A 22,387-nucleotide genomic window follows, 5' to 3' on the forward strand; every position below is an offset into this window, starting at 1 on the left:
GCTTGAAAGATGTCGATCCACTCTGGATGACGGCTCACGATAGCCCATTCTTGCAGCGCAGTAGCACCGAAGAAGAGGACATCATGGCAGGCTATCTGACCACCCACGTTCTGGATACCGCGCATGGCTGCCCGGCCGCCGACCTTTCGATCCGGCTTTACCGGCTGGACGGCGAAGACCGCACGCAATTGGCGGAGATGACGACCAATGAAGATGGTCGGACGGACAGCCCGATCCTGCCGCAGGATCGTTTCGAGACAGGAACTTACGAGCTTGTCTTCGCCGCCGGCGATTACCTGCGCGGACAACCGGGAGCACAGGACAGCCTGCCTTTCCTGGACGAGATTCCGATCCGGTTCCTTATGGAAGACGCCGAGACGCATTACCATGTGCCGCTGCTGCTCAGTCCTTATGGCTACAGCACTTATCGCGGCAGCTAGGAGGGCACGTCCGGATCACGCATCTGAGCGAGAATGCGATCGATCATGAAATTCATGAAGAGCCGGCTCTTGGGGTCCTGGTGCCGGCGGTGGATGTAAAGGCATGCCAATTGGACCGGCACCGGCGGCGTCTGCTCGCAAACCTCGATCAGCCGGCCCTCTTCCAGATGGTCGGCGACTTCGAAAAGCGGCTTCATGGCGATGCCCAGCCCTGCCAGCGCCCAGTCCGTTAGAACGTCGCCATCGTCGCATTCCAGCGGGCCGCGCACGCTGTAGGCGTGTTCGCCGTCCTCGGCCTGAAGGCTCCAGCGATATTCGGACGCGCCGGGAAACCGTAGATTGAGGCAATCGTGCCGTCCATCGGCGATCTCGTCGCCTTTCAGAGGGTGCCCCCGCGAAGCGATATAAGAAGGGCTGGCCACCAGAACGCGCGGGCATTCTGCAATATTGCGAATGCGCAGATTGCTGTCGCGCGGACGGCCTAGGAAGAAGGCGATGTCGAGACCCTCTGCCGCCAGATCGACTTTCCGGTCCGAAAGTCGCAAACGCACGGAAATGCGCGGGAAAGACGCACGGAAATCCACCATTGCCGGCGCAACGAACCGGCGGCCAAGACCGAGCGGCGTCGCGACGAAGAGCGTTCCGGCCGGCGCGCCCGTCACCGCGGAAACACCCGCTTCGGCATCTTCGACCGCCTCGATGATGCGCCTTGCGCCCTCGTAGAAGATGCGGCCCTGCTCGGTCGGCGAAAGGCTCCGCGTCGTCCGCTGGAACAGGCGCACGTCCAGATGCTGCTCGAGCTGAGAGATCCGGGCCGACGCCACGGCGGGCGAGATGTGAAGATCGCGCGCCGCCGCGCTCATCGAGCCCAGTTCGTAAATCCGGGTGAAGGTGCGGACATTATCCAGATAGGCCATTCTTCGGCTTTCATTGATGACGCTAACAGGATTAACTGGATAATCACAACATCGCCAGCCGCATAGTGTGACAGGGCCTCTAGAATAAAGTGAACCGATGATCGATCTCGCCATTGCCTGGGACTGGCTAGCCTTTGCCGTCCGATGGACTCACGTCATCGTGGCGATCGCCTGGATCGGATCATCCTTCTATTTCATCGCACTTGACTTTGGTCTTCGGCGCGACCGCGCGCTGCCGGATGGCGTCTCCGGCGAGGAGTGGCAGGTCCATGGCGGCGGCTTTTACCATATTAACAAATACATGGTCGCACCCCAGCATATGCCGGAGCATCTGACCTGGTTCAAATGGGAGAGCTATTCGACATGGCTGTCCGGCGCCGCCCTTCTGATGATCGTCTACTGGGCCGGCGCAGAACTCTATCTGATCGATCCGGCCAGGGCCGATCTGGCCGTCTGGCAGGCCATCCTGATCTCCGCCGCCTCGCTGACGATTGGCTGGCTTGTCTACGATTATCTCTGCAAGTCCGGCCTCGGCGAGCGCCCCACGATATTGATGATCCTTCTGTTCATCCTGCTGGTCGCGATGAGCTGGGGCTACAATCAGGTCTTTACCGGCCGCGCGGCCCTGCTCCATCTCGGCGCATTCACCGCCACGATCATGAGCGCCAACGTCTTCTTCACCATCATGCCGAACCAGCGGATCGTGGTCGCCGATCTGAAGGAAGGCCGCATTCCCGATCCGAAATATGGCAAGATCGCCAAGCTGCGTTCGACGCATAACAATTATCTGACGCTGCCGGTCATCTTCCTGATGCTGTCGAACCACTACCCGCTGGCCTCTGCGACGGACCATGCCTGGATCATCGCGGCGCTGGTCTTTCTGATGGGCGTCACCATCCGCCATTTCTTCAACACCCACCATGCGGGTGGCGGCGAACCCTGGTGGACATGGGCCGCCACGGCGATGATCTTCCTCGTCATCGTCTGGCTGTCCTGGATCGGCCGCGCCGATGCCGGCTTCGACGATGCCGAGCAGAGCCTGACGCCGGCCCAGCAGCAGCTCGTTTCAGCGGCTGGCTACACGGAGGCCGCCGATATCGTGCGCAGCCGCTGCAGCATGTGCCACGCCCGCGAGCCGGTCTGGGAAGGCATTCATTGGGCGCCGAACGGCGTCTTTCTGGAGACTGACGCCGACATCGCGGCTCATGCCCGCGTTATCTATCTGCAGGCCGGCATCACCCACGCCATGCCGCCGGCCAACATCACGCAGATTTCGCCGGAAGAGCGCGCGGCGCTGGCCCAATGGTATCGGATCGCCTCCGCGAACTGACCGTCCGAACCCGCCGGCGGTCAGCCGTGCCACCCGGCCGCATGAAGCAGAAGGCCGAGCCCGACGCTGACAGCCAGCACCCGGACGATCTCCCAGCGCCGCACGAGCAGCAGATAGGCTGCCACGACGGCGAGCAGCGGCATGCGCCAGTCGAGCGTCGCAATGTCCGGCATCCAAGGCTTGAACGGCCCGACCCCGCGCCGCTCGACAGTTACGAAGGCGGCGCTAAGCGCAAACCAGACCGACAGGTTGAGGATCACACCCACAACCGCCGCCGTGATCGCCGACAAGGCGCCGCGAAGGCGCGGCATCTTCTGGATTTGATCGATGAAGGGCGCGCCGACGAAGATCCACAGGAAGCAGGGCGCGAAGGTCGCCCACAGCGTGACGGCGGCGCCGGCCACGCCCATGCCGAAATCGACGCCGCCCGCCGACCGCGCGGCGGCCAGGAAGCCGACGAATTGCGTCACCAGGATGAGCGGGCCGGGCGTGGTCTCGGCAAGGCCGAGCGCATCGATCATTTCGGAAGCCGTCAGCCAGCCATAGGCTTCGACCGCCTCCTGGCCCATATAGGCCAGCACCGCATAGGCGCCGCCGAAGGTGACCGTCGCCAAAAGCGAGAAGAAACGGCCGATCTCGCCGAGGACCGAACCGGGCAGCAGAAGGTCGATGGCCATCAGCGGCAGCAGCCAGATCGCCAGCCATATGGCCGCCATCCGCATCTGTCCGGTCCATGAGACGCCGGCCGGCGCCCTGTCCTGGATGTCGGCATCCGCCGACCTGACATTCACGGTTGCGCCGAGAAGGCCGGCCGCCGCGATCACCAGCGGATAGGGCGCGTCGAACGCGAACAGCGCGGCAAAGGCCGTACCGGCGACGGCCCAGTGCAGCGGCAGTTTCAGAGCCCGCTTCGCCACGCGCAGAAGCGCTTCGACCACGATGACCAGCACCGCCGCCTTGATTCCGAGAAAAGCAGCCTCCACCAGAGGCACATCGCCGTACCATGCATAGAGCGCCGCCAGAGCGAGGATCACCGCGGCGCCCGGCAGGACGAAGAGCGAGCCGGCAATCAGGCCGCCGATGACGCCGTTTGTCCGCCAGCCGCCATAGGTGGCAAGCTGCATGGCCTCCGGACCCGGGAGAAACATGCAGAACGACAGCGCGTTCAGATATTGCGCCTCGCTCAGCCAGCCTCGCCGGTCCACGACCTCGCGGTGGATCAGCGCGATCTGCGCGGCCGGTCCGCCGAAGGACAGGATGCCGATCCTGCCCCAGACCTTCACGAGATCGGGCAGGGAAACGTCATCTCCGTTTCTGGACGGAACCGGTCCGATAGGCTGCCTCCCTGCTTCCGCCGGCGACTAAAGCGACTTTGTAACAGCCTTGCGAAATCACGCAGACCGATGGCGGAACGAAGACGATGTTCTAGCGAAGCGGGATGGCGTTGTCGCTCTTGCCTGTCTGGTATCGCGCTGACAGCCGGTCGTAGATCCCAACAATCGTCTCCGCTTTCTCTTCCAGCGGCGTCCGCTCGCCTGCGGGCAATTCGGCGATGGCGGAACGGATGCTGCGCGCCGTCCAGTAGGCGTTTTCCTTGCGGTAGCCGCCTCGCTGCACATCGAACACCTCCCGCAGAATGTTCAGATCGTGCGGAATGGCGAAGCTGTCGCGGCTGTCCTCATGACTGAAGAGATAATGGAAATTGTCGAAGCCGGCCCATGTGATCGCCGACAGGCACAGCGAACACGGCTCATGCGTCGACAGGAAGATCATCTCCGAGGGCGCGGGCCGCGAGGCGGCGGGCATCTCGTAGAAGCGCTTCAGGCAGTGGATTTCACCATGCCAGAGCGGGTTTTCGATCTCGTTGTTGGTTTCGGCCAGAACGAGCGACAGGTCGCCTTTGCGCAGAAGCGCCGCGCCGAACACCTTGTTGCCGCGCTGAACCCCTGTTTCGGTCAAGGGCACGATGTCGTCGGTCACGACATCCAGCAGGCGGTGAAGGAAGGCGGCATCGGACGAGGGCATGGCGAACCTTGATTGGCGGAAGGACGGTCTCAGGCATAACCGTTTTCGCCATTCGCCGGGCCTCTCTCAATATGTGAAAGACCTATCCCCCTTTGCGAACGATCCGCTCTTGCGCGTTCGCAGGTTGCAGCGCACCCTTGGACCATGACAGCCAACGCCCCTGACCCCAGCGATTCCGCGCTTCCGCCACCGATCCGGCGGACGATGCGGTTTCTGCTCAACGACAGACCCGTCTTTCTGGATCGCGTCGCGCCGGACGACACGCTTCTGGATTTCCTGCGGATCGAAAAGCGGCTCACCGGAACGAAGGAAGGCTGCGCGGAAGGCGATTGCGGCGCCTGCACGGTTCTGCTCGGCACGCTGGATGCGCAGGGCCGATTGCACTACCGCTCGGCCAATGCCTGCATCGTGTTAATGGGCATGATCGATGGCGCGCATATCGTGACCGTCGAGCATCTCAGCCCGCGCGGCGGGCCGCTGCACCCGATCCAGCAGGCGATGGTCGATCATCACGGCAGCCAGTGCGGCTTTTGTACGCCGGGTTTCGTCATGAGCCTCTATGGCCTTCTGATGCGCCAGCCCACGCCCGACCGGCTGGCCGTCGAACGGGCGCTTCAGGGCAATCTTTGCCGTTGCACCGGCTACGCGCCGATCGTGCGCGCGGCCCTTTCCGTCGCCGCGCTCTCCGGGACCGACGATCCGGTTCTCGCCGAACGGCCGACCGTCACGAAAAGGCTGGCAGAATGGCGCGACGGCTCGCGTCTCGAAGTGTCCGGGCACGAAGCGGCAAGCGGGAATGCCGAGCCTGGCGGCGCCACGATCCTTCCCTCGGACGTTCCCTATGAAGGCGATGTTTCGGAAAGCGAGGGCGCATCCGACAATCGCATCCTCCGGCCCGCCTCCGTCGCCGATCTGGCCCGACTCTTCGAGGACAATCCGGCTGGCCGCATCGTCGCCGGCGCCACCGATGTCGGTCTCTGGGTCACGAAATTCATGCGCGATGTCGGACCGCTCATCCCGATCGGCCATCTCGACGAATTGCGTGGCGTGGAGGAGAGCGACGGCGCGCTTAGGATCGGCGCGAACGTCTCCTATACCGACGCGCTCGATGCGCTCGCCGAGCGTATTCCGGCCTTCGCACCGCTCCTGTGGCGCATTGGCGGCAATCAGATTCGCAATATGGGCACCATCGGCGGCAATATCGCAAACGGCTCGCCCATTGGCGACATGCCGCCCCCTCTCATTGCGCTCGGTGCGATGCTTCATCTGCGAAAAGGCGATGCTCGCCGCGACCTGCCACTCGAGGACTTTTTCATCGAGTACGGCAAACAGGACCGCTGGGATGGCGAATTCGTCGAGGCCCTGTCCGTGCCGCTGCCTTCGCCCGATGCCAAGATCGCCTTCCACAAGATCAGCAAGCGGCGCGACGAGGACATCACGGCCTGTCTCGGCGCCTTTCACCTGATGCTCACCGACGATGGCACGGTCGACACGATCCGCATAGCCTATGGCGGCATGGCCGGCGTGCCGAAGCGGGCGAGCGCCGTGGAGAAAGCGCTGATCGGACGGCCCTGGACCGAAGACGCGGTGGAAAGCGCCCTGGCCGCTTTCGAGGAAGACTTCACGCCGCTCTCCGACATGCGCGCTTCCGCCGATTACCGCATGCTCGTCGCCAGGAACCTGCTGCGCCGCTTCTTTGCGGACACGCAGGACGATCCGATTCAGACGGAGGCGGCCCAATGAACGAGGTTCTGGCCCGCGGCGCGGATCGCAAGCATGACGACGATGCCCTGCCTGAAAAGGATGGCGCCGATGCGCAGAGCCATGAGAACGCGCCGGCGCATCAGTCGAAACGCCACGATTCGGCGCATCTGCACGTGGCAGGCCGCGCGCCCTACACCGACGATCTGCCCGAGCCGCCCGGCACGCTGCACGCCTATCTTGGTCTTTCGACCATCGCCAATGGCCGGATCGAATCGATCGATCTGGAGGCTGTCCGGGCCCAACCCGACGTGGAGGCGGTCATCACCGCCGACGATCTGGGCCATAATGATGCCAGCGCCTGGCAGATCGGAGACGAGCCCTTCCTGACAAGCGGGAAGGTCGGCTTTCTCGGACAGCCGGTCTTCATGGTCGTCGCGACCAGCCGCAATGCCGCCCGCCGCGCCTGCCGTCATGCGAAGATCGCCTATGCCGAGGACACCCCGATCCTCGATGTCGATCAGGCGCGCGAGGCCGGCGGCCGCACCGTTATCGACGGCATGACGCTGGAGCGCGGCGACGCCGATGCAGCCCTTGCGAACGCGCCGCGCACGCTGTCCGGCACGATGTTGATCGGCGGGCAGGACCATTTCTACCTGGAAGGTCAGATCGCCTTTGCCGTGCCGGGCGAGGACGGCACCATGATTGTTTATTCCTCCACGCAGCATCCCTCGGAAACGCAGATGCTGGTCGCCCACGCCCTGCACCGCCCCGCTGCCATGGTCACATTGGAAGTCCGCCGCATGGGCGGCGCGTTCGGCGGCAAGGAATCGCAGGCCAACCTCTTCGCCGCGCTTGCGGCCTTCGCCGCCGATCGGCTGGGCGCGCCGGTAAAGATCCGCCCCGATCGCGATGACGATATGGTGGCGACCGGCAAGCGCCATGATTTCCGCGCCGATTACGAGATCGGCTTCGACGATGAGGGCGGCATCCACGGTGTCAAATTTACCTATGCGGCGCGCTGCGGTTTTTCCGCCGACCTCTCCGGTCCGGTGACGGACCGCGCGCTCTTCCATTGCGACAACACCTATTACTGGCCAGCGGTGAAGGCCGTCTCGCAACCGCTCTTCACCAACACGGTCAGCAACACCGCCTTTCGCGGCTTCGGCGGCCCGCAGGGCATGGTCGGCGCCGAGCGCGTGATCGAGGAAGTCGCCTTCGCCACCGGCCTCGATCCGCTGGAAGTGCGTCGCCGCAATTTCTACGGCGAGGGCGAGCGAAACCTGACGCCCTATCACCAGACGGTCGAGGACTTCGTCCTGCCGCGCATTGTCGACGAGCTGCTGGAAAGTTCGGATTACGAGGCGCGGCGGCAGGCGATACGGCAGACCAACCGCGACGCGAACGGTTTCAAGCGGCGCGGCATTGCGCTGACGCCCGTCAAGTTCGGCATTTCGTTCACGGCCAGCCATCTCAACCAGGCCGGCGCGCTGGTCCATATCTACACCGACGGCTCGATCCATCTGAACCATGGCGGCACCGAGATGGGCCAGGGCCTGAACACCAAGGTCGCGCAGGTCGTCGCCGCCGTGTTCGGCGTGCCCTTGGAGCAGGTGCGGATCACGGCGACCTCGACCGGCAAGGTGCCGAACACCTCCGCCACCGCCGCCTCCTCCGGCGCCGATCTCAACGGCATGGCGGCCAAGCTGGCGGCGGAGACCATTCGCCAGCGGCTGGTCGATTTCGCCGTGGCCGAACACGGTGTGCCCGCCGAGCAGGTCGTGTTCCGCGATGGCCAGGTGCAGATCGGCAATCGCGAGGTCGGCTTCGCCGAGTTGGTGGAAGAGGCCTATACCGCCCGTATCTCGCTGTCTTCGACCGGCTATTACCGCACGCCGAAAATCCACTGGGACCGCGCATCCGGGCGCGGCCACCCCTTCTACTATTTCGCTTATGGCGCCGCCGTCTCCGAGGTGGAGATCGATACGCTCACCGGCGAATATACTGTTGAGCGGGTCGATATTCTGCACGAGACCGGCAACAGCCTGAACCCGGCCATCGACATCGGCCAGATCGAGGGCGGCTTCGCCCAGGGCATGGGATGGCTGACCACAGAAGAACTGGTCTGGGACGAGAAGGGCCGCCTACTAACCCACGCGCCATCGACCTACAAGATCCCGCTGGCCTCCGACATGCCGCGCCAGTTCAACGTCGCCCTGGCCGAATGGTCACGCGCACACGAGCCGACCGTCTTTCGCAGCAAGGCCGTGGGCGAGCCGCCCTTCATGCTCGCCATCTCTGTGCTTCATGCGCTTTCGGACGCGGTGGCCTCCGTCGCCGACTATACAATCTGTCCACGCCTCGACGCGCCGGCGACGCCGGAACACATCCTGATGACCATTGAGCGTTTGCGGGCCGACTCCAAGACCGCAAACTGATGCGCGCGCGCGATCTCGACACCCTTATTGCGTCTGGCATGGGGGCGGTTCTTGTGTCCGTCGCGGACACGAAAGGCTCAACGCCGCGCGAGGCTGGCGCCCTTATGATCGTGACGGAGAATTCCGCGCTCGGCACGATCGGCGGCGGCGCACTCGAGTTTCGAGCGATTGATCAGGCGCGGCAGATGCTGTCATCGGGAACAGCGGATGAGCAGGTGATGGACCTGCCGCTCGGCCCGGAAATCGGCCAGTGCTGCGGCGGGCGTGTTGTCCTGTCGCTCAGAACGGGCGATCGGGCGATGCTCGAAGATCTGCGGGAGGAACTGACACGGCGGCAGAGCGGTCAGCCGATCGTGCTGATCTTCGGTGGCGGCCATGTCGGCACGGCGCTGGCAAGGGCGCTCGCGCCCCTGCCCTTCCGCACACGCATGATCGAAACGCGGGCCGATGTCCTGCCCGCCGATCTGCCGGTTCCCCACACTGTTCTGGCGATGCCGGAGCAGGAGGTCAGAACGGCGCCGGCCGGATCGGCCATCATCGTCCTGACCCACGATCATGCGCTCGATTATCTGATCGTGTCCGAGGCGCTGCGGCGCAACGATCTCGCTTATGTCGGGCTGATCGGTTCGAAAACCAAGCGCGCGACCTTCGAGAACCGGTGGCGCAGGGAAGGCAATGCAGCTGAACCGATGGAGAGGCTTGTCTGCCCTATCGGCGGCGACGCAGTGAAGGACAAGCGCCCGGAAGTGATTGCCGCTTTGGCCGTCGCTGAAATTGCTACCGCACTGCTCGATCCGGCGCGGTAGCACCGGATCGAATGCTTAGCGCAGCTTAATGCGCGTCGTCCGACGAGTCGGCGTTCAGACCGCCGAACTGTTCCGGACCGATCTTTTCGTAGAGGTGAAGCTGCGTTTCCAGGAAGTCGACATGACCTTCCTCGTCCTTCAGTAGTTCCTCGAACAGCTTCATCGTAACGTAATCACCCACTTCATCGCAGATTTCCCGCGATTCCTTGTAGGACTTGATGGCTTCGAATTCACCGGCCAGATCAGCTTCGAGCACTTCCTTGACGTTCTGGCCGATCCTTAGCGGGGCGACCGACTGAAGGTTCGGGTGACCCTCGAGGAAGATGATCCGGTCGATCAGCTTGTCGGCGTGATTCATCTCTTCGATGCTCTCTTCACGCTCCTTCTTGGCCAGCTTCGTAAAGCCCCAATCCATCAGCAGACGGTAATGCACCCAGTACTGGTTGATCGCACCCAATTCCAAAAAAAGCGCCTCGTTGAGGCGCTCGATCACACGATCATGACCCTTCATAAAATGTTCCTTTGACGCAATTGGTTGTTCAGGCCGCGCGAACGGAAGACAGTCTGGCGCGCGCATCTTTGCGCTTCTGCTCCAGCCGGCTATGCTCGGACCGCAGCCGATCGATGAAGCATATGACTTCGGCGGGTGGCGTAGCAAGGCGCTGATGATAGGCTTCGGTCGTTTCCACGATGATATCGACCACGCCGGGAAAACAGCCGCAGCATCGACCGCGTTTTTCCATAGCGTGATAAACCTGAACCGGCACGATCAACCGCCAGGGATCGGCATCCAGCAGCTCTGTAATAACGTCCCGGATTTCCTGGGCCGATATCATGTTACAACTGCAGACGAGCACGGCATGTTCCTTAGCCTGAAGGCCTCGAAAAATAGTCGTTGCGGAAAGCGGTGTCAAAATGTCTAGTTTGGAATTGCTCTAATCTGCCGGCTGTATTACACACAGGACGCACGATGGAGTCTGGAGGCATCTATGCGGCTGACACGGCAAACAAATTACGCAATCCGGATGATGATGTACTGCGCTTCGAACCCCGAGGATCTGAGCCGTATTCCCGATATCGCAAAGGCTGCGGAAGTGCCGGAGCTCTATCTCTTTAAAATCCTCAAACCGCTGGTCGCCGCCAATTTGATGAAGACAGTCCGCGGACGCAAAGGTGGTGTTTGCCTGGCCAGGCCGGCCACCGAAATCACGCTGTTCGATATCGTTCGCGTAACGGAAGAGGGCTTCTTCATGGCGGACTGCTTCGAGGACGGCGAGACGACCTGTCCGCTCGTTGATCATTGCAGCCTGAATGCGGCCCTGCGCGAGGCGCTGAATGCCTTCCTCAACGTGCTGAGCCGGCATACGCTCGCCGGCCTGGTGAAGGAACGGCCGGAGATTCCCGAACTGTTCGGCCTGGAAGTCGCCTGACAGCGAATACGACTTCTCTTCGCAGCATTCTCGAACCGGAAATTAACCATCCTCTGGCATTCGTGAAGCCTGTTTGCGAATGCAGAGGACCTACTGGATGGATGCCGTATCGCTTTGGGAACTCTTACCCGGCCTGACAGCAGGCGGCATTTGCCTTGTCGCCGTCCTGGCATGTCTGTCACTTGCGACCCTTACGATGATCGCGGGCAGGCAAATCGCAATGGTTCGCACATCGACCGGACAAACCACAAAAGCGGAACGAGCCGTTTCGCTTTTTCGAAGAGGTCAAATCCAGCGCGCGCGGACGCAGCTCCGCGATGATCGGAGCGGAGCCGGACAGGCGCTCGCGCTCATTCTAACCAAACATGATGAGGGTGACTTCTCCCGCCCCCAGATCGAAGAGGCAATCGTCGGATTTGTTACCGACCGTCATCATAGCCACGCAACAGGCCTTCCCTTTCTGGATTTTGCGGTTCGCGCCGCACCGGTGCTCGGTCTAGCCGGCCCGTTCATCGGCATGTGGGATGTTCTTCGCTGGCTGCTCGCGGCCGAAGGAGCGGCGAGCGCCTCCATCCTGCTGGGCAGCCTATGGTTCGCTTTGTTCACCCTGTCCGTCGGCGCCATCGTCAGCCTAGGCGCTTTGAAAGCCTTGAACGCGTTTGAAGAGCGACTGGAAAGCGAGCGACGCGCAATCGAGCGCACGACCGCTGACCTCCTATCCTTATTGGAAGAGCAGCAGGCTTTGGAGACGAAATCAGGACTTGAAGCTGAAGCCGCTCAAAGCCTCGCGCAGACGCCGCCATCCCATCTCGCCACTCGGCAGGCCCAGCCGCAGCAGAGGCGGGTCGAACGCAAAACGCCGCGTCCAGATACCCGCACAGCCAAGGCTCTCGAACAACGCCGGCACGCTTTGGCCGCGTAAGGTTCGAAAGAGCGGGCCGACGCCCTTTGGCTCCAGGCCACGTTCCGCAAGAAGATCATCCATCCGCCTGCCTGCTTCATGAAGCCGCGCACGTTGCTCGCTCTGCCAGTCAATGTCGGCCAGCGCCTGACGCCCAACGGCGATGGCGGGGCCGGAGACGGGCCAGGGGCCAACCGCCGCAGCCAGCTTCTCTGCAACGGGTCGCGCCGCAAGAGCAAAGCTCAGCCGCAGACCCGCAAGGCCATAGAATTTCCCGACCGAACGCAACACGACGATGGCGCCATTGTCGACGTGGCCGCCGAGGGATTGCCCCGCATCGCCAAGGCTGTCCATGAAAGCCTCATCGACGATCAACAGACCATCGCGCCGGGCCATCTGCCTGCCAAGCGCCAGAAGGTCGGTCCGGGCGACCAGCGTGCCGGTCGGATTGTTCGGATTGACGACGATGGCAATGCACGCATCCTCACCGAGCTGGTCCGGCATGGTTACATGCTGAACGCGATGGCCCGCCTGGCAGCAAAGGCGCTCGTGTTCGGCATAGGTGGGGCCGAGAATGGCCGCGCGGCTGGGCGGCAAGAGGCGAAGAACCGCCGCCATAAGCGGCTGGGTGCCGCTGCCTGCGACGATCTCCCCGGCCTCCGCGCCATAGGCGGACGCGGCGGCCCGGCAAAGCGCGGCGAGATCGCCTGCCTCCGGCAGCCGTGTCCAGCTCTCCGCGGCTATGGCCGGCACCGGATAGGCGAAGGGGCTGATGCCGGTCGAAAGGTCGATCCACGGCGTCGGTGCGTCGGGAAACAGCCGCCGCGCATCGTCCAGATCACCGCCATGGCTGATAGGCGGCATGACCGGTCCATCTTCGATCGAACGGTGCGCTTCTTCTTCGACGATGATCCGTTCAGCGCGCATGGCTCAGCAGTCCGTCGATGTCGCAATGGGTTTCGAGATGATCGGCGAAACCGTCCAGAACGGTTTCGATCTCCGCTTCATAGGATTGCGCCCCGCCCGAACCGCCGAGCCCTTCGAGAAACTGCCGGCGAAACACGTCATTTGCGAAGACGCCGTGCAAATAGGTGCCGACGGTCCGGCCGTCCCCGCTTCTCGCGCCTTCCGCCGAACCATCGGCAAAATGCGCGAAGGGACGCGAACAGTCCGGCCCGCGTGTCTCGCCCATATGCATTTCGTAGCCCTTAAGCATGCATGGCGACGCGCCAGCGGTCGTCACCTCCACTTCGACGAGCCGCTTCTCGGTAGCGATGGTTGTCTCGACATCGAGAAGACCAAGGCCGTCCATCCGATCCGGCCCGCCTTCGATGCCGCCGGGATCGACCAGGGTCCGGCCGAGCATCTGATAGCCGCCACAAAGACCGAACACCGTTCCACCCCGCCGATGATGTGCCATGATGTCGTGCGCCAGGCCGCTCTCATGCAGGACGGCAAGATCGGCCAATGTTGCCTTGGAGCCCGGCAGGATCACGCAATCGACATGCGCCGGCAGAACCTCGTGTGGCCCGATCCGCATCAGCCTGACATCCGGTTCGGCCGCGAGCGGATCCAGATCGTCGAAATTGGAGACCGACGGCAGCGCGATCATCGCGATGGACACCGTGGCATCCGGTCTTTCGGCCAGCCTTGCGCGCAACGCCAGCGCATCTTCCGCCGGCAGCTTGGCCGCATCCTCGAAATGCAGCACGAGACCGAAGGAGGGCCAACCGGTACGCCGTTCGATCTCCGCCATACCGGTCTCGAAAAGGGATGGATCGCCGCGAAACCGGTTCACCAAGAACCCGCAGATCAGTTCGGCGTCGGCGGGATCGACCACGGCTTTCGTTCCGACAAGCGAAGCGATCACCCCGCCGCGATCGATATCGCCGATCAGCACAACCGGCACATCGGCCTGCCGCGCAAAGCCCATATTGGCGATGTCGCCGGCGCGCAGATTGATCTCGGCGGCGGAGCCGGCGCCTTCTATCAGTACGATATCTGCCGCGTCGCGAAGGCGTTCGAAACTCGCCATCACATCGCACATCAATTGCGGTTTCAGCGCTTGATAGGCGGCGGCCTTCGCAACGCCCTCCACCCGGCCATGCACGACGATTTGCGAGCCGTTGCCGCCCTGCGGTTTCAGCAGAACCGGATTGAAATCGGTATGTGGCGCGACACCGCAGGCCCGCGCCTGAAGCGCCTGAGCGCGGCCGATCTCGCCGCCATCGGCGGTGACGGCGGCATTGTTGCTCATGTTCTGCGGCTTGAACGGGCGCACGGTGAGGCCGCGCCGCGTCAGTGCACGGCAGAGGCCGGCAACGATCAGGCTCTTGCCGACATCCGACCCCGTCCCCTGAAACATCAGGGCGCGGCCTGTCGGTGCCCCGGATTGCGAGCGAGCGTTCATCGGCCCTAGAACTCGATCCCTTCCTGCGCCTTCACGCCGGCTTTGAAGTGATGCTTTACCGCCCCCATCTCCGTGACGAGATCGGCGGCCTCAATCAGTTCCGGCTTGGCGTTCCGCCCCGTCACGACGATATGCAGATCCTCTCGCCGGTTCCGGAGCGTCCCGACGACTTCGGACAGATCGAGATGGTCGTAGCGCAGTGCGATATTGAGTTCGTCGAGGACCAGAAGCGCGATGGATGGGTCGGCCATCAGTTCATTGGCCTTGGCCCAGGCGGCTTCGGCGGCGGCGACGTCCCGCCCGCGATCCTGGGTTTCCCAGGTGAACCCCTCGCCCAGAATATGCAGCGCGATCTGATCTCCGAACCGTTTCAGCGCTTCGGCTTCGCCCGTCTCCCAGGCGCCCTTGCCGAACTGGACAATGCCGACGCGCTTTCCATAGCCAAGCATCCGCAAAACGAGACCGAATGCCGCCGTGCTCTTGCCTTTTCCCGGTCCCGTATGGACCAGAAGAAGGCCCTTCTTCTCGACGGTCTTGGAGGCGACTTCGGCATCCTGAATCGCCTTGCGCTTTTCCATCTTTGCGCGGTGCCGCTCGGCTTCGTTCTTCTGCATTCCATTCGCCTTCCATTCGAAAGAGAAACGTCACCTGCCCGATTTCGGGATCGGAACGCAAGGTCGGGCGACTGTTGCGAAGTCTGTCCGCCTCCGTTAGAGATTGCGCCGTCTGGTTCTTCCCGGAAGGGAAGCGAAGAGGGAATACGGTGCGGCGGGAAAACCGCCCAATCCGTAGCCGCCCCCGCGACTGTAAGCGGTCCGCGCAGATCCAATAAGCCACTCGGCCCTTTTTCGCCGGGGAAGGTGGATCGAGCGATCGGCCGCAAGCCAGGAGACCTGCCAGACCGATGAAACCGTGAGCGCTGTCGGTGGGACGGCGAGGAAGGACCGACTATGTTTCTGCACGTCGCTTCGGCGATCCCGACATCGTATCCGCGAACCGATTTCGATCGGTTCTAGATCATGGCGATTCGCATTCAGCCGCTGGCCCTGCTCGCGCTCGGCCTGATCTATGGTGGCGGTATTGGCTTCACGCTGGCCGCTGCGAACAATGTCGGCTTTGACGGCCACGATCATGGCGCTGGTGCCGCCCATGGCGCAACGGCTACGCCCGGTGCCCACGATCATGGCAGGATGCTCGATGTCTCTGGCCCTGAGGCACCGACGCTGGACGTCACGCTCGAGCCCGATCCGGTGTCGGGCTTCAACCTGCATCTGCAAACCGCCAATTTCCGCTTCGCGCCGGAGAATGCCGGTAGAGGCGACCGCCCCGGCGAGGGTCACGCCCACGTCTATGTGAACGGCGAAAAGATCGCACGGCTTTACGGGCCGTGGATGCACATTCCTGCCCTGCCGCCAGGCGCCGAAGTTGCCGTCACGCTGAACAGCAACGATCACGCCGCGCTGGCCGTCGGTGGCAAGCCGGTTCGCGCAGAACTCGTCGGGCCGGCCACGCCTGCCCTCTCCTCCGCTCACAAAGGTCCTCATTGATGCAATCGACCGCCCGCATTCCCTGCACCATCATCACCGGCTTTCTCGGCTCCGGCAAAACGACGATCGTCCGCAATCTGATCGAGAACGCCAAAGGCCGCCGCTTCGCCATCATCGTCAACGAATTTGGCGATATCGGCATTGACGGCGAAATCCTGCGCGGCTGCGGGGTCGAGAACTGCAGCGAGGAGGATGTGGTGGAACTGGCCAATGGCTGCATCTGCTGCACCGTCGCCGACGATTTCGAACCGGCGCTCGATGCGATCCTGAAGCGCGAACCGGCAGTCGATCACATTCTGATCGAAACGAGCGGCTTGGCTCTGCCGAAGCCGCTCGTCCAGGCCTTCAACTGGCCCGCGATCCGCAGCCGCGTGACCGTCGATGGCGTCATCACCGTCGCCGATGGCGCGGCGCTGGCGGGCGGGCAGGTCGCGACGGACATGGATGCGCTGTCGGCGCAGCGGCAGGCCGATGAGAGCGTCGATCACGACGACCCCATCGAAGAGGTGTTCGACGATCAGATCGCCTGCGCCGACCTCGTCATCCTGTCAAAGACAGACCTCATTTCCGATGAAGAGCGCAAGCGCGTCGAAAATCGACTTCAGGGCGAACTGACCCGGCCCGTCCGCATCGTGCCGTCGCGAAACGGGGCGCTCGATCCGGCCATTCTGCTGGGTCTCAACGCTGCGACCGAAGAGGGTATCGACGCCATCCATACCCATCATGATGCGGACCACGAAGACGGCCACGATCACGATCATGACGAGTTCGAGAGCTTCATCGTCGATCTGCCGCCGGTCGCCTCGCCGGAAGAGCTGACCGCGCGGGTCGAAGCGGCCTGCGCCATTCCCGATGTTCTACGGGTCAAAGGATTTGCTGCGGTCGGCGACAAGCCGATGCGTCTGGTCGTGCAGGCGGTCGGCAGCCGTGTGCAAAGCCATTTCGACCGGCCCTGGAAAACCGATGAGACGCGCGGCACGCGGCTGGTCGTGATCGGCCTGCACGATCTGGACGCCGAAGCCGTCCGCAATGCTCTGGCGGCCTGAGGACGGACGCGCGCCATGCACATCCCTTCCATCTCGACAGCTTCTCTGGACGGATCGATCGAACCGCTCGATCTCGGTCAGGATGCGGCCGAGATGGTGGTTCTGTCCTTTTCGGACTCCGATCTTCGCGGCATCGCCGCCGCGCAGCGCAGAGCGGATGAGGCACGGCCGGGCGGTCCCGGCCTTCGCCTCGCCAGCCTGCGCGATCTCCGCCATCCGATGAGCGTGGATCTGTGGATCGATGCCGTCGCGGCCAAAGCGAAGATCGTCGTGGTTCGCATCCTCGGGGGCTACGATGCCTGGCCCTACGGCTGCGACCTGTTGGCCGAGATCGCCCGGCAGAACGACATCGCACTGGCGCTTCTGCCCGGCGAATGCAGCGAACGCGACGACAAGCTGACGGCCCTGTCGAGCCTCCCGGCGGATCGGCTCGAAAGCCTGCTGGCCTTCTTCCGGCAGGGCGGGCCGGACAATATGGATCGGCTGCGGCAGGCCATGGCGGCATTCGCCGAAACGAAAGACGGGGCCGTCTCCTTTTCCGAAGCCGAGCCCCTGCCACGGATGGGCTTCTGGTCGCCGCACACCGGCGCGGTCTTGTCGCAGTACGACATTCTGGCGGCGTTCGATCCGGCCATGCCGCGCGTGCCGATCCTCTTCTATCGCTCGCTGCTGCTGGCCGACGACGCCGAACCGGTCGCCGAACTCTTTGACGCGCTGACCGAACGCCGCTTCGCGCCGCTTCCGGTCTTCGTCCCCTCGCTGAAGGACGACAAGGTCGCCGCGTTCCTGGAGGCGCTGGTCGCGGACACCGGACCGGCTCTGCTGATCGCGACGACCGGCTTTGCGGCAGCCCTCGACAGCCGCGTCGCGCAAGGCGATGGCCGTCCAGCGACGCCGCTCTTCGAACGGCTGGACGTGCCCGTCCTGCACGCGGCCATTGCCACGACCCGGCGCGAAGCCTGGGCGGCAGGCGATCGCGGCTTAGGCGCGACCGACATGGCGATGCACTGCGTCCTGCCGGAACTGGACGGCCGGATCATGGGCGAAGCGATAGCGTTCAAGGCGCTCGCCGAGCCCGACGCCGCCATCCAGATGGCCTTGCAGCAGAACATGGCAGAGCCCAGCCGCATTGCCGCGCTGGCCGAACGGGCGCGCCGTATCGTGGCGCTTCAGAAAACGCCGCGAAACGAACGCCGAATCGTCGTCATCCTGCCGGATTATCCCGGCGCGGAGGGACGCGAGGGCTATGCGGTCGGCCTCGACGTCTTCTCGTCCGCCCTCGCCATTCTGAACGATCTGGCGGAAGCCGGCTATCGGGTCGGCGATGTGCCGGACGCGCCGCGGGACCTTCTGGCGCGGCTTCGGAACGCCCAGTTCGCCCAGCCAGGCAGCGCCTGGAAACGAGCCCTCGGCGATCTTCCCGAACCGGCCCGACAGGCCGTGATCGGCGCGTGGGGCGAGCCGGACGGAACCGACCTCCATCTTCGCCATGCCCGGTTCGGCAATGTCACCGTCTGCTTCGCGCCCGATCGCGGCCGCGCTTCCGAACGCCGGGCCGATTATCACGACCCGGCCCTTCCGCCGACGCACGATCTTCTGGCTTTCGGCCACTGGATGCGCCAGACGATCGCCGCCGATGCGATCGTCCATCTGGGCGCGCACGGCACGCTGGAATGGCTGCCGGGCAAGGCGGTGGCGCTGTCCGAAAGCTGCTTCCCGGAAATCGTCACCCGGCAAGTCCCAGTCGTCTACCCCTTCATCGTCTCCAACCCTGGCGAAGCGGCGCAGGCCAAGAGACGGATCGGCGCCGTGACCCTCGGTCATCTTCCCCCGCCGCTCAAGACCGCCGGACTGACGGACGATCAGGCCGAACTGGAACGGCTGGTCGATGAGTTCGTCCAGGCCGATGGCATGGACCCGCGCCGCCGCGAACGCCTGCGCGATCTCGTTCTGTGCAAGGCCGAAATCACCGGGTTCGACCGGATCGCGGGCGGGGACTCGACAAGCGATCCCGACGAGCGGCTTCTGTCCATCGATGCCTGGCTCTGCGATCTGAAGGAGATGGCGGTCAAGGACGGCCAGCACGTCTATGGCCGCGCTGAAACCGATGCGCCCGACGCCCGACGCCAGGCCGCCGCCAGCGAAAGCGCGCGCCTGATCGACGCGCTGGACGGCCGCTTCATCCCGCCCGGCCCCGCCGGCTCACCGGATCGCGGGCGGCATGACGTTCTGCCGACCGGACGCAACCTGACGGTCATCGATCCGCGCACCATGCCGACCCCGACCGCCTTCGAGATGGGCCGCGCCGCCGCCGCCGAAGTGCTGCGCTACCATCTGCAGAAGCATGGCGACTGGCCGAAGAGCCTCGTCATGGACCTCTGGGCCTCGTCGTCGCTGCGCACCGGCGGCGAGGAACTGGCGCAGGCCCTTTGTCTGATGGGGTGCCGGCCGGTCTGGGACCACGCATCGGGGCGCGTCACGGCGGTGGAGGTGCTGCCGCCCGCGCTGATCGGCCGACCCCGCGTGGACGTCACTTTTCGCCTTTCAGGCCTCTTCCGCGACATGTTCGCCTCGCAGATCGAACTCCTCCATCAAGCGATTCGCGCCGTCGCCGAACGCGACGAGGACGCGATGGAGAACCCGCTGCGCGCCAGCACCCATGATGGCCGCACGCCATCGCGTATCTTCGGCACCGCGCCCGGCACCTATGGCGCCGGCGTCGAGGACATGCTGCAGAAGAGCGACTGGAACGAGCGCGAAACTGTCGGCGAGGCCTATCTCGCGGCGACCGCGTTCAGCTTCGATGCGGCGGGCGATGCGAGCCCCGCCTCCGACGCCTTCCGCCAGCGCGTCGCGAGCGCCGATCTGCTGGTCCATACCGGCGACGACAAGGGCCGGGACCTGCTCGAAGGCAATGCGGATGCGGCCCATATAGGCGGGTTCGCCGCCGCCGCCGCGGCCCTCGGCAAGGCGGTCGATCTGGTCTGCCTCGACACCACGGACCCGTCGCGCCCGAAGGCCCGCGACGTCGCGCAGGCGGTCGCCCGTATCGTTCGCGGCCGCGCCACACGCCGCGACTATATCGATGGCCAGATGCGCCATGGACCGCGCGGCGCGTCGGATTTCGCCGAGACGGTTGACCGGCTCGTCGCCTTCGCCGAGACCACCAACACCATCGACGCCGATCTGATCGAGGCGGTGTGCGATGCCTATCTCCACGACGAGAGGGTCCGCGATTTTCTGATGCGCGAGAACCCGGCCGCGGCGCGCGCCATCGTCCGCCGCCTGAACGACGCCATTCGTCGCCAGCTCTGGCAGCCACGCCGCAACAGCACGCCGGCGCTTCTGGCCGAATTGCTGGCCCAAACCGACAGCCAGCTCGGTATCGAGAGCGGGACCGTCAGCGAGGCCGCCGAATGAACGCTTCCGCTGATTTGATGACGGCACCGGTGGGCGGCACCGGGCACCCCGGTCCCGTCCCGGCGGTCAGGCGTGGCGCGTGTCCTTCGCTCGACCAGCCGATGCGGACCGGCGACGGCCTGCTCGTGCGGCTGACGCCCAGTCGCCGCGGCCTGACACTGGCGACCGCCCAGGCGGTGTGCGAGATGGCACGGCGTCATGGCAACGGCCTGCTGGAGATTTCGACACGCGGCAATCTGCAGATTCGTGGCCTGAGCGACGACAGCGCGGCGCAACTCTCCGACAAGATCGACCCGCTCCGAGATCATTTCCGCTTCGGCCTGACCGTCGATGCCGATCCGCTCGACCCGCGCGATCCGAACGAAAACGGCCGAGCGAAAGCGATTGTCGGGCGGATCGAGCACGAGGCCGAGAAAACCGGGCTGAAGCAGCGCCTTGCACCGAAATTCTCGATGATTGTCGATGCCGGCGGGCCGGTCGATTATTCCGGTCTGAAGGCCGATATCCGTTTGCGCCTTCTGGAGACGCAGCGTTGGGCGATCCTGATCGGCGGCACGGAGGCGACCGGCCGCCATCTGGGCGATCTGGCGGCAGACGAAGCCGCCATCGCCGCTTGCGTTCTGGCCGCTGTCATCGCCACGATAGTACCGAACGCGCGTGGCCGTGATATGCAGGCGGACCAGGCGCGCGATGCGATCTCATGCGTCGCGCCCTCCTTTGTGCCCGCCGTCGGCGACGCATCGCCCTTTCGTCCGGCGGACCGCCAAACCGTCGCCGACGTCGGAGCATTGCGCCTCGGCGGCACGATGGCCGCCATTCTCAGCCCGGCCTATGGAACGATGACGGCAGACGATCTGCAGTCGCTGATTGAGGCCGCGGCGAGTCTCACCGATGCGACGAACGCCAGCCGGATTCGCATTCATACCGTTCCGGACCGTCTCCTTGTCGTCACCGGCCTTTCAGCCCATGGGGCCGAGGCGCTCCTTGGCACAGCCGCGGCGAAGCGGTTCATCGCGCAGCCGGACGATCCGCGCCGCGCCATTGCCTGCTGCGCCGGCCATCCAGCCTGCGCATCGGCCTATTTCGACACGCACGGACTGGCGGACCTTCTCGTCTCTCACGGTTTGTTGGGCAACCGCGAACAGCCGGTCCATCTTTCCGGCTGCAAAAAGCAGTGCGCCAGGCCGGCCAGCGCCGCGCTCCATGTGGTCGGCACCACCGCCGGCGTGGACTGTCTGGACGAGGCCGGAACCGTGATCGCGCAATATACGCGCCCCGACGACACGCTGCCGCTTGTCCTGGGGCTCCCCCAATCCGAGGAAGGGCGGCCATGAACGCACCCGCCACGCTGAACGACCACATCCGCGATGGCACGGCCATCTACGAGAAGAGCTTCGCGATCATCCGCGCCGAAGCCGATCTGTCGCACTTCACCGAAGCCGAGGCCGATGTCGCGGTGCGGATGATTCATGCATCCGGCGTCGTCGAGGCGGCGGAGCATTTCGTCTTCGGGCCCGGTGTCTGCGAAGCGGCCAGTGCTGCCCTGCGCGATGGCGCCCCCATTCTCTGCGATGCCGAGATGGTGGCTCGTGGCGTCACGCGGGCGCGCCTGCCGGCTGACAATGAGGTGATCTGCACCCTGCGCGATCCGCGCGTGCCCGATCTGGCAAGGCAGATCGGCAACACCCGCTCCGCCGCCGCGCTGGAACTGTGGCGCGACCGTCTAGCGGGCGCGGTGGTCGCCATCGGCAACGCGCCGACGGCTCTGTTTCACCTTCTGAAGATGATCGATGAGGGCGCGCCGAAACCGGCTGCCATTCTCGGCATGCCGGTCGGGTTCGTCGGCGCGGCGGAATCCAAGGAAGAGCTTGCGCGCGATCCGCGCGGCGTTCCGTTCGCCATCATTCGCGGCCGCATGGGCGGCAGCGCGATGACCGCCGCCGCGCTCAACGCGCTGGCCCGGAGCGGGATCTGAC

Annotated in this window: 19 protein-coding genes, 1 pseudogene and 1 riboswitch; of the genes and pseudogenes, 12 read left to right on the forward strand and 8 right to left on the reverse strand. The window is 64.4% G+C overall.

Features of this window, described 5'->3' with window-relative positions:
* The first annotated feature begins 83 nt into the window (after positions 1-83).
* Positions 84-440, forward strand: coding sequence for a hydroxyisourate hydrolase (gene uraH / locus B7H23_RS10065; protein ID WP_094077722.1), 357 nt, complete (start codon positions 84-86; stop codon positions 438-440).
* Here uraH and B7H23_RS10070 read toward each other — a convergent pair.
* Positions 437-1,357: a LysR family transcriptional regulator gene (locus tag B7H23_RS10070; protein ID WP_094077284.1), complete on the reverse strand. Its 921-nt coding sequence runs from the start codon at positions 1,355-1,357 to the stop codon at positions 437-439. The two genes, uraH and B7H23_RS10070, sit on opposite strands and share 4 nt — an antisense overlap.
* 97 nt (positions 1,358-1,454) lie before the next feature.
* On the opposite strand from B7H23_RS10070, the gene B7H23_RS10075 reads away from it, so the two are divergent.
* Positions 1,455-2,687: a urate hydroxylase PuuD gene (locus tag B7H23_RS10075; RefSeq protein WP_094077285.1), complete on the forward strand. Its 1,233-nt coding sequence runs from the start codon at positions 1,455-1,457 to the stop codon at positions 2,685-2,687.
* A gap of 20 nt (positions 2,688-2,707) precedes the next feature.
* On the opposite strand, the gene chrA is transcribed toward B7H23_RS10075, so the two are convergent.
* Together chrA and B7H23_RS10085 are read right to left on the reverse strand one after the other, a co-directional pair.
* Positions 2,708-3,970, reverse strand: a complete 1,263-nt coding sequence (gene chrA, locus B7H23_RS10080; RefSeq protein ID WP_240535051.1) for a chromate efflux transporter — start codon at positions 3,968-3,970, stop codon at positions 2,708-2,710.
* Positions 3,971-4,112: 142 nt separating this feature from the next.
* A complete protein-coding gene (locus tag B7H23_RS10085) occupies positions 4,113-4,712 on the reverse strand; it encodes a tRNA-specific adenosine deaminase (RefSeq protein WP_094077287.1) in 600 nt (199 codons plus the stop codon).
* 204 nt (positions 4,713-4,916) lie between these two features.
* On the opposite strand from B7H23_RS10085, the gene xdhA reads away from it, so the two are divergent.
* From xdhA to xdhC, 3 genes are read left to right on the forward strand one after another with little or no spacing between them, the layout of a single operon-like run.
* Complete coding sequence (gene xdhA, locus B7H23_RS10090; RefSeq protein ID WP_240535052.1) at positions 4,917-6,455, forward strand: xanthine dehydrogenase small subunit; 1,539 nt, start codon at positions 4,917-4,919, stop codon at positions 6,453-6,455.
* Positions 6,452-8,851, forward strand: a complete 2,400-nt coding sequence (gene xdhB, locus B7H23_RS10095; RefSeq protein WP_094077289.1) for a xanthine dehydrogenase molybdopterin binding subunit — start codon at positions 6,452-6,454, stop codon at positions 8,849-8,851. Before xdhA ends, xdhB begins: the two co-directional genes overlap by 4 nt.
* Complete coding sequence (xdhC, locus tag B7H23_RS10100) at positions 8,848-9,657, forward strand: xanthine dehydrogenase accessory protein XdhC (RefSeq protein WP_420814484.1); 810 nt, start codon at positions 8,848-8,850, stop codon at positions 9,655-9,657. The genes xdhB and xdhC overlap by 4 nt, the downstream gene beginning before the upstream one ends.
* Positions 9,658-9,682: 25 nt before the next feature.
* On the opposite strand, the gene bfr is transcribed toward xdhC, so the two are convergent.
* Positions 9,683-10,168: a bacterioferritin gene (bfr, locus tag B7H23_RS10105; RefSeq protein WP_094077291.1), complete on the reverse strand. Its 486-nt coding sequence runs from the start codon at positions 10,166-10,168 to the stop codon at positions 9,683-9,685.
* Positions 10,169-10,196: 28 nt separating this feature from the next.
* Positions 10,197-10,514: a (2Fe-2S)-binding protein gene (locus B7H23_RS15905; RefSeq protein WP_114390790.1), complete on the reverse strand. Its 318-nt coding sequence runs from the start codon at positions 10,512-10,514 to the stop codon at positions 10,197-10,199.
* A gap of 132 nt (positions 10,515-10,646) precedes the next feature.
* On the opposite strand from B7H23_RS15905, the gene rirA reads away from it, so the two are divergent.
* Complete coding sequence (gene rirA / locus B7H23_RS10115; protein WP_094077292.1) at positions 10,647-11,087, forward strand: iron-responsive transcriptional regulator RirA; 441 nt, start codon at positions 10,647-10,649, stop codon at positions 11,085-11,087.
* Between the two features lie 220 nt (positions 11,088-11,307).
* Positions 11,308-11,772 (forward strand): annotated as a pseudogene (locus B7H23_RS16345) (MotA/TolQ/ExbB proton channel family protein); the annotation flags it as partial.
* Between the two features lie 69 nt (positions 11,773-11,841).
* On the opposite strand, the gene cobD reads toward B7H23_RS16345, so the two are convergent.
* Genes cobD through cobO form a run of 3 tightly spaced genes read right to left on the reverse strand, consistent with a single transcriptional unit; the run spans position 11,842 to position 15,012 of the window.
* Complete coding sequence (gene cobD, locus B7H23_RS10125) at positions 11,842-12,915, reverse strand: threonine-phosphate decarboxylase CobD (protein ID WP_240535053.1); 1,074 nt, start codon at positions 12,913-12,915, stop codon at positions 11,842-11,844.
* Positions 12,905-14,353, reverse strand: a complete 1,449-nt coding sequence (locus B7H23_RS10130) for a cobyric acid synthase (protein ID WP_240535054.1) — start codon at positions 14,351-14,353, stop codon at positions 12,905-12,907. The genes cobD and B7H23_RS10130 overlap by 11 nt, the downstream gene beginning before the upstream one ends.
* 50 nt (positions 14,354-14,403) lie before the next feature.
* Positions 14,404-15,012: a cob(I)yrinic acid a,c-diamide adenosyltransferase gene (cobO, locus tag B7H23_RS10135; RefSeq protein WP_094077295.1), complete on the reverse strand. Its 609-nt coding sequence runs from the start codon at positions 15,010-15,012 to the stop codon at positions 14,404-14,406.
* A 96-nt stretch (positions 15,013-15,108) separates the two neighbouring features.
* Positions 15,109-15,313, forward strand: a riboswitch (cobalamin riboswitch).
* A gap of 104 nt (positions 15,314-15,417) precedes the next feature.
* Here cobO and B7H23_RS10140 point away from each other — a divergent pair.
* From B7H23_RS10140 to B7H23_RS10160, 5 genes are read left to right on the forward strand one after another with little or no spacing between them, the layout of a single operon-like run.
* Positions 15,418-15,945, forward strand: coding sequence for a hypothetical protein (locus B7H23_RS10140; RefSeq protein WP_094077296.1), 528 nt, complete (start codon positions 15,418-15,420; stop codon positions 15,943-15,945).
* Positions 15,945-16,991, forward strand: a complete 1,047-nt coding sequence (gene cobW, locus B7H23_RS10145; RefSeq protein WP_094077297.1) for a cobalamin biosynthesis protein CobW — start codon at positions 15,945-15,947, stop codon at positions 16,989-16,991. The genes B7H23_RS10140 and cobW overlap by 1 nt, the downstream gene beginning before the upstream one ends.
* Positions 16,992-17,006: 15 nt before the next feature.
* The gene (gene cobN / locus B7H23_RS10150; protein WP_094077298.1) at positions 17,007-20,411 is read left to right on the forward strand and encodes a cobaltochelatase subunit CobN; all 3,405 of its coding nucleotides are present in this window, start codon (positions 17,007-17,009) and stop codon (positions 20,409-20,411) included.
* A complete protein-coding gene (gene cobG / locus B7H23_RS10155) occupies positions 20,408-21,745 on the forward strand; it encodes a precorrin-3B synthase (RefSeq protein WP_094077299.1) in 1,338 nt (445 codons plus the stop codon). Before cobN ends, cobG begins: the two co-directional genes overlap by 4 nt.
* A complete protein-coding gene (locus tag B7H23_RS10160) occupies positions 21,742-22,386 on the forward strand; it encodes a precorrin-8X methylmutase (RefSeq protein ID WP_094077300.1) in 645 nt (214 codons plus the stop codon). The genes cobG and B7H23_RS10160 overlap by 4 nt, the downstream gene beginning before the upstream one ends.
* The last annotated feature ends 1 nt before the right edge of the window (position 22,387 follow it).

It is taken from the genome of Notoacmeibacter marinus, assembly GCF_002238045.1.
GTDB classification, from domain to species: Bacteria; Pseudomonadota; Alphaproteobacteria; order Rhizobiales; family Rhizobiaceae; genus Notoacmeibacter; species Notoacmeibacter marinus.